The following is a 14925-nucleotide window of genomic DNA, read 5'->3' on the forward strand; positions in this document are numbered from 1 at the left end:
AAATAAGCGCCCGCAACCCGAGCGCCTATCCCACAACTCTCTATTTAAAAACCGGTTCCTTAAACTGTGCTAATTTCTCTAATGAAGATTTATCAACGTCGGCATGCAGGCTGTTTCCGTGTGAGTCCATTGTCACTACTGCTGTGAAGCCCTCTACACGAAGGTGCCACATCGCTTCTGGAATACCAAATTGCATTAAATCGACACCTTCAACAGATTTGATACAATCTGCATAATATTGAGCAGCGCCGCCAATGGCATTTAAGTATACCCCGCCATGATTTTCCAATGCAGCTAACGTCTTCGGTCCCATACCGCCTTTACCGATAACAGCGCGGATGCCGAATTTCTTCATGATATCACCTTGGTAAGGCTCCTCACGAATACTTGTTGTTGGACCAGCTGCCTTTACATGCCAAGCACCGGCTTCATCCTTCAACATAACCGGACCGCAATGATAAATAACTTGTCCATTTAAATCCACTGGTGCGTCATGATCACTTAAATATTTATGAATCGCATCTCGGCCAGTGTACATCATGCCGTTGATTTGAACAACATCGCCGACTTTAAGAGAACGGATTTGTTCTTCAGATATTGGCGCCTCTAAAGTGATAACCCCTTCAGATGTAGCTGCCGTTTCCTGCACCGCTGCTTCTCCTTCAGAAAAATCAATGAACTCCCCGTCTTGGTACATCCATTCATTAATTTCACCAGTCTCAGCATTGACACTCACACCCAAACGACGGAATGCCCAGCAATTGTACGCAACAGAAACATAGAAACTAGCAGGAATGCGGTTCATGACACCTACCTTACAGCCTAAGAGTGTCGCTTCACCACCGAAGCCCATCGTACCGATTCCTAATTTATTTGCATTTTCCATTACATACTCTTCTAACTTACGAAGGTCTTCATTTGGGTTCACATCTTCCACAGAACGGAATAACTGTTCTTTCGCTAAATCGTATCCAGAAGAACGGTCGCCGCCAATACCAACACCGATAAAGCCAGCGCTGCATCCCTGACCTTGAGCCTGATAGACGGAATGCATAATGCACTTACGGATTCCATCAAGATCACGTCCGGCACGGCCTAATCCGTCTAATTCACATGGAAGGCTGTATTGAATGTTTTTATTTTCACAACCGCCGCCTTTTAAAATCAGACGAACGTCGATATAATCTTTTTCCCATTGGTCAAATTTGATAACAGGCACACCTGCACCAAGATTGTCCCCACTGTTTTCACCAGTTAGGGAATCGACCGAGTTCGGGCGAAGCTTCCCTTCTTTCGTTGCCAACACAATGGCATTACGAATCGCTTCTTTAATTTCTAATTGATTCACACCTACTGGCGTTTTAATCTTAAAGGTTGGTAAACCTGTGTCCTGACAGATGGGTGACACTTGATCGTCTGCCATTTTGATATTGTTTGTGATTGTCGCAAGGCTCATTGCGGCACTTGTTCCCGCATTTTCATTTTCTTTAGCCCATTTTACAGCCCGGCGGACATCCTTAGGAAGTTTTGTTGATGTTTCAACGACTAGCTTATACATGCTTTCTTGAAATTTAGAAATATTCAATTCGAGTACCCCTCTCCCCATGTTCCCCATTAATATTTTTCAAATTTACAATTTTTTGCACGCTTATATTATACTCCTATAACCACTAGAATTAAAGGATTAGTCTGCAACCGCTGCCAGGTTAATTGAGGAAATCCCCATGTAAATATTGGATTCCCTATCTAACCCTATTAAAAAGAGCCTGTTGATTAAACAGACTCACTCACTTCACGGTTATTAAATTCTTTACATTTAGATTCCATATCATCTAACATCGAAATTAAACGGTCAATATCTTCAAGATCTGTATCTTCTGGATCAATCGCATCGAGGACATCAATGAACATGTTTAAACGTTGTTTTAAAAAATTCACTTGTGTATTTTTATCTTCAATCGGGCTGCCCAAGTTGTTTCACTCCTTTCGCTAACGTTCTCATCCTATCGAAAAATTGCTATTTTGACAATCGATTAATAATATTTTGCCCAACTTTTTAAAGTTGAGGCTCTGTTATACTGGCTGTTGATTTCCACTTCAGGCACAAGCGGTTCGCGGGCGGTCCGGGGAGCCTCCTCGGCGCTAAAGCGCCTGTGGGGTCTCCCCTGCCCCGTCCTCCCGCAGGAGTCTTCGTGCCTTACGTTCCAATCAACTTGCTACGAAATCAACAGTAGCCTTTAACAGAGCAAAAAAAAGAAAAGACTCCTGCAACCAGGAGTCTGCTTTTAGCGTGGTCGTTCTGACGCTGCAAATCCAAAGGAGACATAATCTTGAACTGGAATCCATGCACCGATTCCTTGAGAGGTGACATTTTTAATCACGATAAATTTTTTGCTACCTTTTAACATTAAATAGACTTCACCGTAGGTTACCTTACCTTTTTCATTCACACCTGGTGCATAGGCATATAAGTAGCCCAATCGGTTCGGTGGAATGTTATAAATATGGTCATTCTTCGTTCCTGCCCCAATAATTGTATCGAACGCAAGTGGAAGATGTGTTTTTTCCATCGCCTTCAAAAGCATCATTTTTTTTACCGCTTCAGCACTGGCGATTTTAGCAGTCAGCCCGCCTCTGATAATCTTTTGCGACTCCTGAACATATTTGATTTGATATGGGACCTTGCCGCCACGATTATCAAAATAATTGGTGTTTATTTTTTGAAACTCCCAATTTGGAGAGGTTTCTGTTGATTCATAATTCAGGGGCCACTGACCTAGATAGACGATGGCACGATAACCTATGGCGAACGGCGTGCTATTAATACTCGATTCATTTAGCATCCGGATTAGGTCAGGGTTTTCGATTTTCACCCTTGATGAGTTAATCAATTTTTTAGTTAAATCACTTGGTTGTAATAATGGCAGATCCTGTGTCGAATTTGGATAGGTGTTCTCTTTGGTAATATTTCGGACCGAGGCTGGTACTTGATATTTTACCGAAACTTTTTGCGCTTGACCCTTTTGTGCGAAGGCTGAGGGAATAAAAGTTAACATTAATAGCAGTGTCATCAGGATAGTGACATTTTTCTTCACGAGTTAAACTCCTTTCACTAATAGCATAATCAGTCTGCTAGTAGTTTTTTCGGAGTTGATTATTTTTATCCATCCTAGTAAGTAATTTCAATATTTCGTCTGTAGACGCAACATTAATTTCTCAAAAAATGGAAAGAACAATTGGATGGCAGGTCCTACTGTGAATGTAATGATAATGGTCCCGTATGAGATAGGTCCATGTAGTAAAAAGGCAGGAATCAATGCTGTAATCTCTCCAATGGTTTTCGCAACCATTAAATTAACTCGAAAGCGTTCTTTAATGGCTAACATAAAATTATCAATTGGACTTTGAGGGAATTTTGCCTGAATGTAGATAGCTGCACCAAATCCGATAATCAAGATTCCTACTAATAGCATGGCTATTTTAGCGATGAGTTGATTGACTTGAAATAAATTAAAAACAGTTCCCAGCCAAAAATCGACTAATGAACCTATGATGATAATCGTTAGAAGTGAAAGAAGATCAGGTCTTTTCTTTAATAAGAGAGAGACCAGTATAACTAAAATAGCCCCATCAATCATTACCCATTTACCTACGGATAAACCTACCTTTTCTGTTAAGACTACATTAAGAGCATCCCATGCACCCACACCAATATCGGCTACTTCAATAGTCATACATACACCAAAAGTCATTATACTAAGTCCAAAAATAAAAAATAAAAACCGAATTAATAATCTCATTCGTCGCTCCTTCAAGTTAGAGAAAAGTAACATAAATGTAATATTCAGAACATTTACAAAATTAAAATTTAATACTATAATATACTTAACTTATCAACAAAGGAGGGCCGTAATCAATCTGCTTCCATTACCTATTATCCATAAGGAGGTTGGGATCCCCGTCTTATATGAGATTCAACACTCGTGTTCATGTATCTAAATAAACATGAAGGTTGGTGATTGATGGCCCAAAGAAAAGCGATTGATTTTTACCCTACTAAATGGTTATTTTATCATTATAGCTCAAGCTTGACGATTAACCCCGTACATTGAAGAACTGAAATGAAACTTAAAACTTAAATTTAATAATAAAGACTCTATACCCACCGGGCTTAGAGTCTTTATTTTTTTACAATAACTAGAGTAAGTAAAAGCCGATTCCCATAATGACATAGGCAGCGAGCAGTGTTAACCCTTCAAACCAATTGGATTCTCCGTCGTTGGAGATAACAACCATAAGGAGCACCGATGACACCATCGCAATTAGCTCTTGCCAGCTAAATAGTAGTGGCATGGTGGTATCAAAGAAAAGAGAAGCAAGCACAAGAACAGGTAATACGAACATGGCCACCTGCAATGTAGAACCAATCGCGATTTCAACTGCAATATCCATTTTGTCTTTAAATGCCATGACAACGGCAGATGCATGTTCTGCTGCATTCCCTACTATAGCCACGATAATGACACCGATAAACAATTCAGACCAACCAAGAGTTTCTCCTACATATTCAAACGTATGGACTAGGTGCTCGGAGATGTATGCGACTGCTATTGTAGCAATGAAGAGAACGGCAATAGCTCTCCCTTTCCCCCATTCTGGTTCTTCTTCCTCATGAACGATTTTTTCGGTACTTGGCTGGTAAACGCCTCGATGTGTAACCAGCTTAAAAAATAGGGCAGCAAGATAAAGGAGAATCAAAATAACTGAAATCCCAACACTTAAGGAAAGAGTTTTTGTCTCATTCATATTAATCGAAAAAACTTCCGGAATGACAAAGGCAATGATAACAGCAAACATTAACAATCCCGAATTATGCCTAGCATCGTAGACATTAAATGTTTGTCGCTTAAATTTTAAGCCCCCGATAAAGAATGAAAGCCCTGCCACAAGTAATAAGTTTCCTAACACGGAACCCGTTAGTGAGGCCAGAACAATTCCAACAAGTCCAGCTTTCAACGAAAAAATTGAAATAATAAGTTCAACTGCATTTCCAAAGGTTGCATTTAACAGTCCGCCAATCCGCGGTCCTGCAACAATTGCTAGACTTTCAGTTGCCCTTCCCATATAACTGGCTAGTGCCACGATTGTTAAGCAATAGATAATAAATAAAACAATATTTGACCAATGCATCATTGAGCCAATAACGGACAGCGGCACCCCAATGAATGTCATAAGCATAAAAATTCTGTTCACCATATATTCCCTCCATATTCTTATTATCTAACGAGGATATTTTCTTTTAGACTTTTCCTTTTGTTCCTTAATTTACCTAAAATTATTGTGATTGTCTAGACATGGAACTTTTACTTGCAAATTGGCAATTTTCTCGTTACCATAATTTGGGAACTATATAATTTTATATTGAATGAAACTTGTAGAATTGAGGACGTTCTATGAAAGAAATGAATTTGCGCTTTTGGATCCTTGTTAGTATCGTTGCGATTTCTGGATTTTCGCAAGGAATGTTGCTGCCTCTAATTGCTGTAATTTTTGAGAAAAATGGGATTTCACCTTCATTAAATGGGTTAAATGCGACAGCACTTTATATTGGAATTCTCCTTGTGTCTCCTTTTATGGAAATGCCTCTCAGGAAATACGGTTATAAACCAGTGATTATTTATGGTGGAGGACTCGTAATTATTTCGCTCGCACTATTTCCTTTATGGCAGACATTTTGGTTTTGGTTTACCCTCCGATTACTGATTGGAATAGGCGATCATTCACTTCATTTTGCCACACAGACCTGGATTACATCATCCTCCCCAGCAGAGAAGCGGGGACGAAATATTTCTTTTTATGGATTATTTTTTGGAATTGGCTTTGCCAGTGGGCCATTAATGACACCATTAGTAAACGTAAATCAATCTCTGCCTTTTATTGTCTCCTCGATCCTTTGTTTTATTGGCTGGATTTTTGTATTTATGCTTAAAAACGAACGACCTGAACAAGAAGTTGGTATCAATTCCTTCCAATCAACCATCAAACAGTTTAAGAAGGCTATAAAATATGGATGGGTTGCTTTCCTTCCGCCATTTACTTACGGATTTTTAGAATCCTCCTTAAATGGCAGTTTTCCTGTCTATGCATTAAGAATGGATATAAACGTCACCAATGTTTCCATGTTGTTGACTGCATTTGCCGCCGGCAGTATTATTACCTCACTTCCTTTAGGAATTTTGAGTGATAAGTATGGTCGGCGAAATATCTTAATAGCGATACTTTTTCTTGGATTTTTTAGCTTTACAGCCGCAATCTTCCTGGAACATTCCTTTATTGGACTGTTTGTTGTTTTTCTTATTTCCGGGATGATCGTCGGTTCAACATTCTCGCTTGGTATCAGCTACATGACAGATTTACTTCCAAAAACTCTACTTCCGACTGGAAATTTGTTATGCGGGATTTTTTTCAGTCTCGGCAGTTTAAGCGGACCCATCATTGGAGGCTTGTTTATAAAATTCATAGAAAATGTAAGTTTCTTCTATATCATTAGTACGATGCTCTTAACCTTATCCATTATCATCTTCACATTTGGTAAGAAGACTAATTTGGTATTTGAACAACAAAATTCATAAAAGGATAATTATGGAGCAAATTCATATCTTATGCATAAAATATGTGGTAAGATTAAATAAATAGAAACATTATAAAGACTGTGCTGTCATCACTTTGATGACAGCTTTCGTATTTTTTAAGGGTATTGACTTTGATTATTCTTATCAATTAGCAATTGGAGGGGGGAAGAACAGTGAGTTCCGAAGCAAAGGCGATAACAAAGAGTGTAAACAAATTAGGGTTCATCGAAAAAATCAAACCACATGCAGAACTAATTGCAGCAGGCCTAAGCGGTGGTTTTATTGCAGCTGGCTGGTTATTTGACAAATATGGAAATGGTGCTGATTCCATAATTGTTTACCTGCTAGCATTTGTAATTGGTGGTTTCGCCAAGGCAAAAGAAGGCATAGAGGCTACCTATGAAAATAAGGAATTAAACGTGGAAATGCTAATGATTTTTGCAGCAATAGGGTCCGCCATTATTGGTTACTGGACAGAAGGTGCCATGTTAATTTTTATTTTTGCCGTAAGCGGGGCACTCGAAACTTATACTATGAATAAAAGCCATAAGGAAATATCCTCATTAATGAAACTGCAGCCAGAAGAGGCTTTGCTCATCTCTGACGGCAGTGAAAAGAGAGTTCCTGTTTCAATGCTTCATATCGGAGATTTGATTTTAATAAAGCCCGGTGAGCGCATTCCTTCTGACGGGATGATTGTCAAAGGACAAACCAATATTGACGAGGCAGCTATTACTGGCGAATCTATGCCTGTATCTAAAGGCGATAGGGAAGATGTTTTTGCAGGAACTGTTAACATGACAGGCTCAATTACTGTCCAAGTGACAAAAGCGAGCCATGACACTCTTTTTCAAAAGATAATTCAGCTCGTACAATCGGCTCAAAGCGAAAAATCTCCTTCACAACTATTTATTGAACGCTTCGAAGGAACCTATGTTAAAGTGGTCCTTTCTGTTGTGTTATTGATGTTTTTTCTACCGCACTTTATCTTAGGCTGGAGTTGGCAAGAAGCCTTTTATCGGGCAATGATCTTATTGGTGGTTGCTTCTCCATGTGCCCTTGTTGCTTCCATCATGCCTGCAACATTATCGGCCATTTCCAATGGAGCAAGACGTGGAATCCTGGTAAAAGGCGGGGTACATCTAGAGAATTTAAGCCATTTGGGTGCCATTGCATTTGATAAAACCGGGACATTGACAAAAGGCAACCCAGAAGTAACGGAAGTGATTGTAAAGGATGGACTTGATAAGGATACCCTGATTTGGAAGGCAGCATCGATTGAAAGCCATTCTAACCATCCGCTTGCAACGGCAATTGTGAAATATGTAAAATCAAACCTTAACAAAGAACTCCTCCATCCTGACAGTCTGGAAGATATACCTGGATGGGGTGTAAAAGCCACCATTAACGGGGAGAATTGGAAGATTGGTAAAGCAGCGTTTGTAGACCAAGAGCTTATTGAAGAGTTTGCGGATGGAAAGATTAAAGAACTCGCTGCTCATGGCAATACGCTTGTATTTATTGAAATTGATAGTGAGTTATGTGCAGTAATTGCCATGAAGGACGTGGTTCGTGAGGAGACTAAGCTTGCGATTGATCACCTAAAAAAGCAAGGGATCCGTACGGTTATGCTGACAGGTGATAGTGAAAAAACGGCACGCGCAATAGCATCTGAAAGCCATGTTGATGAATTTTTCGCGGAATGCTTACCAGAGGTAAAAGTTGAAAAACTAAAGAAGTTAAAAACAAAATATGAAACTGTGGCAATGGTAGGTGACGGAATCAATGATGCACCTGCACTTGCTATCGCCAATGTTGGTATTGCCATGGGTGGTGGAACTGACGTTGCTCTTGAAACTGCGGATATTGTCCTAATGAAAAATGATTTACCTCGAATTGCTGAGGCCATTGATCTTTCTAAGCGAATGAATAAAATCATTAAACAGAATGTTATATTCTCGATAACTGTTATCATGGTCTTGATTTCGTCAAACTTCTTTCAGATCCTTGATTTGCCTTTTGGAGTCATTGGTCATGAAGGCAGTACCATCTTAGTCATTCTTAACAGCCTGCGATTGCTTAAATAGTACAGGAGCTAGATTAAAAAACCGGATGAACATTCATCCGGTCTTTTTGTTTATATAAGGAAAAGCCCATTAGTGATAGCCATTTGAACCGTTTGCTGAACCGGAAGTTTTATTTCCTTTGCTTCCTTTGCCCTTTTGCTTTGTCCCGCCATCTTTTTTAGTTTTCTTTGTCATAATAAGAACCTCCTTGGTGAAATTAGCCTACCACCTTAGTTTGAACAGATAGGCAAATTTCATGAAGGTAACTATTAGCAATTCTTACGGTTTTTCTCACTATAAAAGGCATTTATTTCTCCACCTAAAATAATAATAAATGCCGAAATGTATAACCAAATCATTAAGACAATGATTGCCCCGATACTCCCATAAGTAAGAGAATAATTACTTATATTTCCAACGTAAAACGTTAATCCAATCGAGGATACAATCCATCCAATTGTTGCAAAAGCGGCACCTGGAAAGGCACTGCGGCATTTTAATTTTACATTTGGTGCAATCCAATACAACACTGTAAAAATAAGGAACAAAATAATCGCACTAACAAGCCAACTTAATGTATTCCAGAGCTTAATAAATTCTGTAGTGTAGCCCAATTGAGAAAATAAAAAAATACCTATTTCTCTGCCGAACACAGGGAGAACAATAGCGAGAATTAATACCAAGATCATCCCAAATGTTAATAATATAGCCATCCCTCTTGAAACAATAAATGAACGGCTTTCCTTTACATTGTATGCCTTATTAAATGCCTTGACGATCGCATTAATTCCGTTCGATGCCGACCAAATGGTGCCAATAATCCCGAACGAAAGCAACCCGCCATTCCGATGGTTCATGATATCATGGACATTTTTTTCAATTAAATCCATTGCCTCGCCTGGTGCAAAATCTTTCACTACTCCGAGCATATCCTGATGTGGAATCGGAATATAGGGAAGAAGTGTAAATAGAACAATCAGGAGCGGAAATAGGGACAATAGAAAATAATAGGCCAGCTGCGCACTTAAGCCTGGCAGATCATCTTCATCGACCCTATGCCAAAGTAATCGTAGTAGCGACGAGCGGACATTCCCCACCTTTTCCATGTCCATCCTCCTTCTAATTAGTTCTTTCGTCTTCTCCTAACACTTCTTCTAAAAGAAGTGCTTCGTCACTCTTCGAGAAAGTATCCTTTGTTTCTTTTATCATGTCAGTTACCTGAGGTGTTAATTCGCGTAATTCTTCTACCTTATCTGTGATAAAGGAGATATCTTCGTTAACCTGCTTTACGGTTGTCTTTACCTTTTCAGCTGTTTCCTTAACTTTCTCCGCAATTTCACCTGGATTTCTAAAAACATAGGTAACCCTTGATGTGGTTTTTTGTACGTTTCCTTTCATCACTTCACGTGTTTGTTTATCTAAAAGGCTGATGGCCCCGCCAGCAATAGCCCCAAGTATCATTCCGCGCCAAAATTGATTTTTCTGTGTCATGTTAACGTCTCCTTTAATCCTTGTTATTATCAATAGTACCCCATGTAAAAAATACCAAAACCTGCATATTTTTATTTTCCTTGATAGACGTATTCCATGCAAGTCCGATTTTTTTATTGACATATAATTTCTTACATGAAAAGATGAACTTAATAATTCGGAAAGGATGACCGAAATGAATTTATCTGAAAAGTCGATTGAAAATGTCGAATATATGATTGAACAAATAAAGGAAAAGTTAAAAGTCTTGAACCTTGGTGCGATTAAACCTTCACACTTTGATGAAGAAATGTACGAGGAATTGAAAGAGATTTATGATATGGTCCAAAGAAAGAATTCGTTTAGTCCTAATGAAATGCAAGCATTAGTAGAAGAGCTTGGAAGTCTTCGAAAGAAATAAAGTGAAAACCCGTTATGAACATAACGGGTTTGTTTGTTATTAATCTTGTTCAGTTAAGATGACGGTTCCCTCTTTGGTAACGGCAAGGGTATGTTCGTATTGCGCTGAATACTTTCCATCAATAGTTCTTGCCGTCCAGCCATTAAGATCCATTTTTGTTTGGTATCGTCCTACATTAACCATGGGCTCGATTGTAAAGACCATACCCTCCTTGATTCTTGCACCTTTCCCTGGCAGTCCATAATGGGGAACATCCGGTTTCTCATGAATTACTGCGCCAATTCCGTGGCCAATAAAATCACGAACAACGGAAAACCCTTCGCTTTCAACATATTTTTGAATAGCGTGCCCTATGTCTCCGATTCGATTACCGACAACCGCTTGTTCAATCCCTTTGTACAGTGCTTCCTTTGTGACTTTTAATAAACGCTCAGTTTCCTCTGATACGTCCCCAACTGCATATGACCAGGCAGAATCCGCTAGCGCACCGTTGTAATTAACAACCATGTCTACCGTCACAATATCCCCTTCTTTTAAAGGTTCTTTCCTTGGAAAGCCATGGCAAATTTCGTCATTTATACTCGCACATGTCGCATACTCATAGCCTTTATAGCCTTTTTGTTCTGGTGTCGCACCTTTTTTCTTAAGAAATTCTTCCACAAAGACATCAATTTCCCAAGTAGTAATACCTGGCTTAATCAATTTAGCTATTTCTTTATGACAGGCAGCAAGAATTTCCCCTGCTCTTTTCATTGCTTCTATTTCACGTTGAGATTTAAGGACAATCATTATTGTAGGGTCCCCTTCCTTTTTTATTTATTTTTATGTATGCAAATCAAAATCGTTATTCGACTAAAAACATACCATTAAAAAATTATACAACATGCCGTAATAGGCAACACTTTTAATATTAACTCTATCCTGGTATTTTTTCAAAAATACTTTAACTTAATTTTTTACTTAAAGTTCATATTTTTGCCTTATTTCTTTGTTCTTAATATGGTGCTTTTCTATTCTTTTTGATAGAATTAACGTAGAGTGAATAATAATTGGGTGTGAGACTAATGATTGGTGATCGCGTAAAAAAATTTCGCTTAGATAGAAAAATGTCGCTATCCGAACTTGCTGCTCAAGCAGGTGTGGCTAAATCTTATTTAAGTAACCTTGAAAATAATAAACAAGAGAATCCTTCTATAAAGTTCCTAGAAAAAATCGCTGTTGTTTTAAATATCCCTGTGGATCACTTGATACATGAAGAAATTAATAAAGAGGAATTAGATATTGATTGGATGAATCTAGTCAAGGACGCCATGAATTCTGGCGTTTCTAAAGAACAATTTCGAGATTTCCTTGAATTTAACAAATGGCGAATTAATCAAAACGATAAATAGAAATTGGAATAATCTTTTTGAAAAAGAAAAGCATTCTACAAAAAAGTTATTTTTTTGTAGAATGCTTTTTATTTATGTACTTTTATGATTTTCTTATCATCATTTTTCGCTGACCAAGAAATCACGAACTGCTTCTATGGATAACCCTAAGTCCTTTGCTTCTAATATGAGTGCTATCCATTCCTGATCGATTACTTCTACCTTACTTTCGGTAATAACCATTCTCTCCACCCCTAAAATACAAACTGTATTCCAGGTAACCCGGCCATCTTAGCAAGAAAACTGCCTTAGATCCTCGGCTTTGCGTCCCTGCTTTTCAACAGGTTTGCCTTTTTCTGACATTGATAAAACTTAAGTCACTGAATTAGCATTTCTTTTTAGTTTTGATAGGTCGATTTACTTAATCTTTATTGATATTATATCTAGTACTATTTCAGTAGGGTGTTGTAATTTGTCGTATTGATTAAATTTTCACACAACTTTTTCTAACAAATTATCCCATATATCTACAAAAACATCCTAATTTGGACTTACAATCTTCATACCCTCTGTCAAAAAGAGTGAATATTTGGAAAAAATCCCCTGCTGTTTACTCACTTCGTTAACCAAAAACAAAATATTTTCCCAACATATACGTTAAATATTTGTCTAAATTGTGACAATCGGCATATAATGAAAACAACATAAACGTTTTATGAATATTAATAATTTTCTAATATTGGTGGTGATGCAGTCCAATGACTCTTATCCATGTGTTGAACTTTTCCATTCCGATTGCATTTATTGTGTTTGCTGGCTATTTATTAGACCGCATATGCAAGCCAGATTCCACAAAACAAAAAGCTGGTGAAGATTGAATCTTTTTTATTGGATTCCTCTGTCATTCAGCTTTTTCTTTTTTGTGTAGGTAATTAAAAAGTAATTATTTCACTCCGTTTCGGGAATGATACTTGAGTAGACGAAAGGAGTGTTGTAATTGGCGCGCGGAGAACATTTTGAACATAAAAAGAAGGGCCATCCAGGAAACTTCCCGGAAGGCAGTTTAACAGAAAAACATGCGAAAGAAGCAGTTGGTGACGAAGAATTCCTAGTTGTACGTGAAGCGTTTAAAAATCGTGTGGAAAATGAAGAGGAGTATCGAGGAGATACTGCCCGCTTACTCAATGATCAGACAGAATAAAAGGCGTGAGCATCTCACGCCTTTTTCCTATTAAGAAATCATTTTTAGAATTGTCCCTTTTCGATCCTTAAATTTTTAATAAATGGTGAAAATTCGATTGACTTGAGCCACTCAGCAGCTTTTTCAATATCCTTTGAGAATACCCTATCTTGTTTAATGGATGCTACCTGTTCGCGGGCCTTGTCGTAAAACAACCTAGTATTTGTGGCCATTTTATCAATCCCGCGGATTTCCACCGCTTGCATCGCACAAATCAGTTCAATTGCCACAACTCTTCGTGCATTTTGGATAATTTGATAAGCATGCCTTGACGCAATTGTACCCATACTTACATGGTCCTCTTGATTAGCCGATGATGGAATGGAGTCGACACTGGCCGGATGGGCAAGTGTTTTATTTTCTGATACCAGTGCTGCTGCCGCATATTGCATGATCATTGCACCTGATTGTAAACCAGGTTGAGGACTAAGGAATGCCGGTAAATCATTCAACTGCGGATTAACCAATCTTTCAATCCGTCTTTCTGAAATATTTGCCAGTTCAGCCACGGCGATTTTCATAAAATCCATTGCAAAAGCAATCGGCTGTCCATGGAAATTTCCTCCTGAGATTACCTTTTCCCCATTATCAAAAATTAATGGATTATCTGTTGCTGCATTCATTTCAATTTCTAATTTTTCTTTCACATAATCCAGAGCCTGCCACGATGCACCATGAACCTGTGGAATGCAGCGGAGAGAATAAGCATCTTGAACCCGTAACTCGCCCTGCTGTGTAGTTAATAAACTATCACTTAAATAACCACGGATTCTTGCTGCTGTATCAATTTGCTGTTTATAACCTCTAGCTACATGAACTTCTTCCGCAAATGCATCGATAATTCCATTTAACCCTTCCATTGTCATGGCTGCAATTAGCTCACTTTCATGTGCCAGCTGCTCTGCCTCCAAATAGCCGATCACCCCCATAGCTGTCATCGCTTGTGTCCCATTAATAAGGGCTAAACCTTCTTTTGCCTCCAACGTTAACGGTAAAATCCCTTCTTGTTGGAGTGCTGTAAAAGCCTCCATTTGCTTACCTTTGTAAAATACCTCTCCTTCGCCAATTAAAACCAGCGCAAGATGAGAAAGCGGGGCTAAATCACCACTTGCCCCTAGGGAACCTTGTTGTGGAATCACAGGAATGATTTCCTGATTCACTAACTCTAATAACTTTTCAATGACTACAGGCCTGACTCCTGAGAAACCCTTGAGGAGTGCGTTAGCTCGTAACAGTACCATTGCTTTGGAAACTATTTCTGGAAAAGGTTCACCAACCCCGCAGGCATGGGAGCGAATTAAATTAAGCTGGAGGTCTTGAACATGATTTTTATCGATAAGGACGTCGCTGAATTTCCCAAATCCAGTCGTAATTCCATAAACTACTTTTGATTCTGAAACAATTCTTTCAACTGCTTCACGACTCTTCTTGACTGCTTCCATGCTCTCACTTGAGGCCATGACCTTTTGCTTCCGATATAAAACATCTTTCATCTGCTCTAATGTTAAACTTCCACCTGTCAGTATTACCATATCGTCTCTCTCCTCTACCACTGTAGTATAATAAAGAAAGAGGCTGGATTCCGAATCTAATTGATTGGGAGTCCAGCCTCTTTTATGATGAATTGATTGAATATTTTCAGATGCCTCATGGGTATCATTCCATTCTTTATCTACCTTAGTGATAATATTGTATGGTTTGATAAGCTTATTTGTCAATCTAATTT

General features: G+C 38.6%; 15 protein-coding genes and 1 riboswitch. Of the genes, 5 read left to right on the plus strand and 10 right to left on the minus strand.

From position 1 onward, the window contains the following. Positions 1-40: 40 nt before the first annotated feature. From BR30_RS0107240 to cax, 5 genes are all read right to left on the minus strand, one after another. A complete protein-coding gene (locus BR30_RS0107240) occupies positions 41-1585 on the minus strand; it encodes a fumarate hydratase (protein ID WP_026564432.1) in 1545 nt (514 codons plus the stop codon). Between the two features lie 188 nt (positions 1586-1773). Next, on the minus strand, positions 1774-1971 hold the full coding sequence (locus BR30_RS0107245) for an SE1561 family protein (protein WP_026564433.1): 198 nt from the start codon (positions 1969-1971) through the stop codon (positions 1774-1776). Positions 1972-2285: 314 nt separating this feature from the next. Continuing rightward, entirely contained in the window at positions 2286-3056 is a 771-nt protein-coding gene (locus BR30_RS0107250) for a YfkD famly protein (RefSeq protein WP_442852961.1), read from the minus strand. 126 nt (positions 3057-3182) lie between these two features. Continuing rightward, a complete protein-coding gene (locus BR30_RS0107255) occupies positions 3183-3800 on the minus strand; it encodes a YczE/YyaS/YitT family protein (protein WP_026564435.1) in 618 nt (205 codons plus the stop codon). Positions 3801-4197: 397 nt separating this feature from the next. Then, positions 4198-5253 carry a calcium/proton exchanger gene (cax, locus tag BR30_RS0107260; protein ID WP_026564436.1) on the minus strand — a complete coding sequence of 352 codons (1056 nt, stop codon included), beginning with the start codon at positions 5251-5253 and terminating at the stop codon, positions 4198-4200. Between the two features lie 200 nt (positions 5254-5453). Here cax and BR30_RS0107265 point away from each other — a divergent pair, with 200 nt between their 5' ends. Together BR30_RS0107265 and BR30_RS0107270 are read left to right on the plus strand one after the other, a co-directional pair. Beyond that, positions 5454-6632, plus strand: a complete 1179-nt coding sequence (locus BR30_RS0107265) for an MFS transporter (protein ID WP_026564437.1) — start codon at positions 5454-5456, stop codon at positions 6630-6632. Positions 6633-6805: 173 nt separating this feature from the next. After that, on the plus strand, positions 6806-8719 hold the full coding sequence (locus BR30_RS0107270) for a heavy metal translocating P-type ATPase (protein ID WP_026564438.1): 1914 nt from the start codon (positions 6806-6808) through the stop codon (positions 8717-8719). Positions 8720-8967: 248 nt separating this feature from the next. Here BR30_RS0107270 and BR30_RS0107280 read toward each other — a convergent pair whose 3' ends face one another. Beyond that, positions 8968-9804 carry a YihY/virulence factor BrkB family protein gene (locus tag BR30_RS0107280; protein ID WP_197032303.1) on the minus strand — a complete coding sequence of 279 codons (837 nt, stop codon included), beginning with the start codon at positions 9802-9804 and terminating at the stop codon, positions 8968-8970. A gap of 13 nt (positions 9805-9817) precedes the next feature. Further along, positions 9818-10189, minus strand: a complete 372-nt coding sequence (locus BR30_RS0107285) for a YtxH domain-containing protein (protein ID WP_026564440.1) — start codon at positions 10187-10189, stop codon at positions 9818-9820. 175 nt (positions 10190-10364) lie between these two features. On the opposite strand from BR30_RS0107285, the gene BR30_RS0107290 reads away from it, so the two are divergent. Further along, positions 10365-10589: a DUF1128 domain-containing protein gene (locus tag BR30_RS0107290; RefSeq protein WP_026564441.1), complete on the plus strand. Its 225-nt coding sequence runs from the start codon at positions 10365-10367 to the stop codon at positions 10587-10589. A 39-nt stretch (positions 10590-10628) separates the two neighbouring features. Here BR30_RS0107290 and map read toward each other — a convergent pair whose 3' ends face one another. Continuing rightward, the gene (gene map, locus BR30_RS0107295) at positions 10629-11378 is read right to left on the minus strand and encodes a type I methionyl aminopeptidase (RefSeq protein ID WP_026564442.1); all 750 of its coding nucleotides are present in this window, start codon (positions 11376-11378) and stop codon (positions 10629-10631) included. Between the two features lie 275 nt (positions 11379-11653). Here map and BR30_RS0107300 point away from each other — a divergent pair, with 275 nt between their 5' ends. Then, positions 11654-11980, plus strand: coding sequence for a helix-turn-helix domain-containing protein (locus BR30_RS0107300; RefSeq protein WP_026564443.1), 327 nt, complete (start codon positions 11654-11656; stop codon positions 11978-11980). 99 nt (positions 11981-12079) lie between these two features. On the opposite strand, the gene BR30_RS35725 is transcribed toward BR30_RS0107300, so the two are convergent. Further along, positions 12080-12202: an anti-repressor SinI family protein gene (locus tag BR30_RS35725; RefSeq protein ID WP_081825381.1), complete on the minus strand. Its 123-nt coding sequence runs from the start codon at positions 12200-12202 to the stop codon at positions 12080-12082. 30 nt (positions 12203-12232) lie between these two features. Then, positions 12233-12320: riboswitch (cyclic di-GMP riboswitch) on the minus strand. A 636-nt stretch (positions 12321-12956) separates the two neighbouring features. On the opposite strand from BR30_RS35725, the gene BR30_RS0107315 reads away from it, so the two are divergent. Next, on the plus strand, positions 12957-13160 hold the full coding sequence (locus tag BR30_RS0107315) for a hypothetical protein (RefSeq protein WP_026564444.1): 204 nt from the start codon (positions 12957-12959) through the stop codon (positions 13158-13160). Between the two features lie 44 nt (positions 13161-13204). Here BR30_RS0107315 and hutH read toward each other — a convergent pair whose 3' ends face one another. Further along, a complete protein-coding gene (hutH, locus tag BR30_RS0107320) occupies positions 13205-14731 on the minus strand; it encodes a histidine ammonia-lyase (protein ID WP_026564445.1) in 1527 nt (508 codons plus the stop codon). Positions 14732-14925 lie beyond the last annotated feature (194 nt).

This window comes from Bacillus sp. UNC41MFS5 (assembly GCF_000686805.1).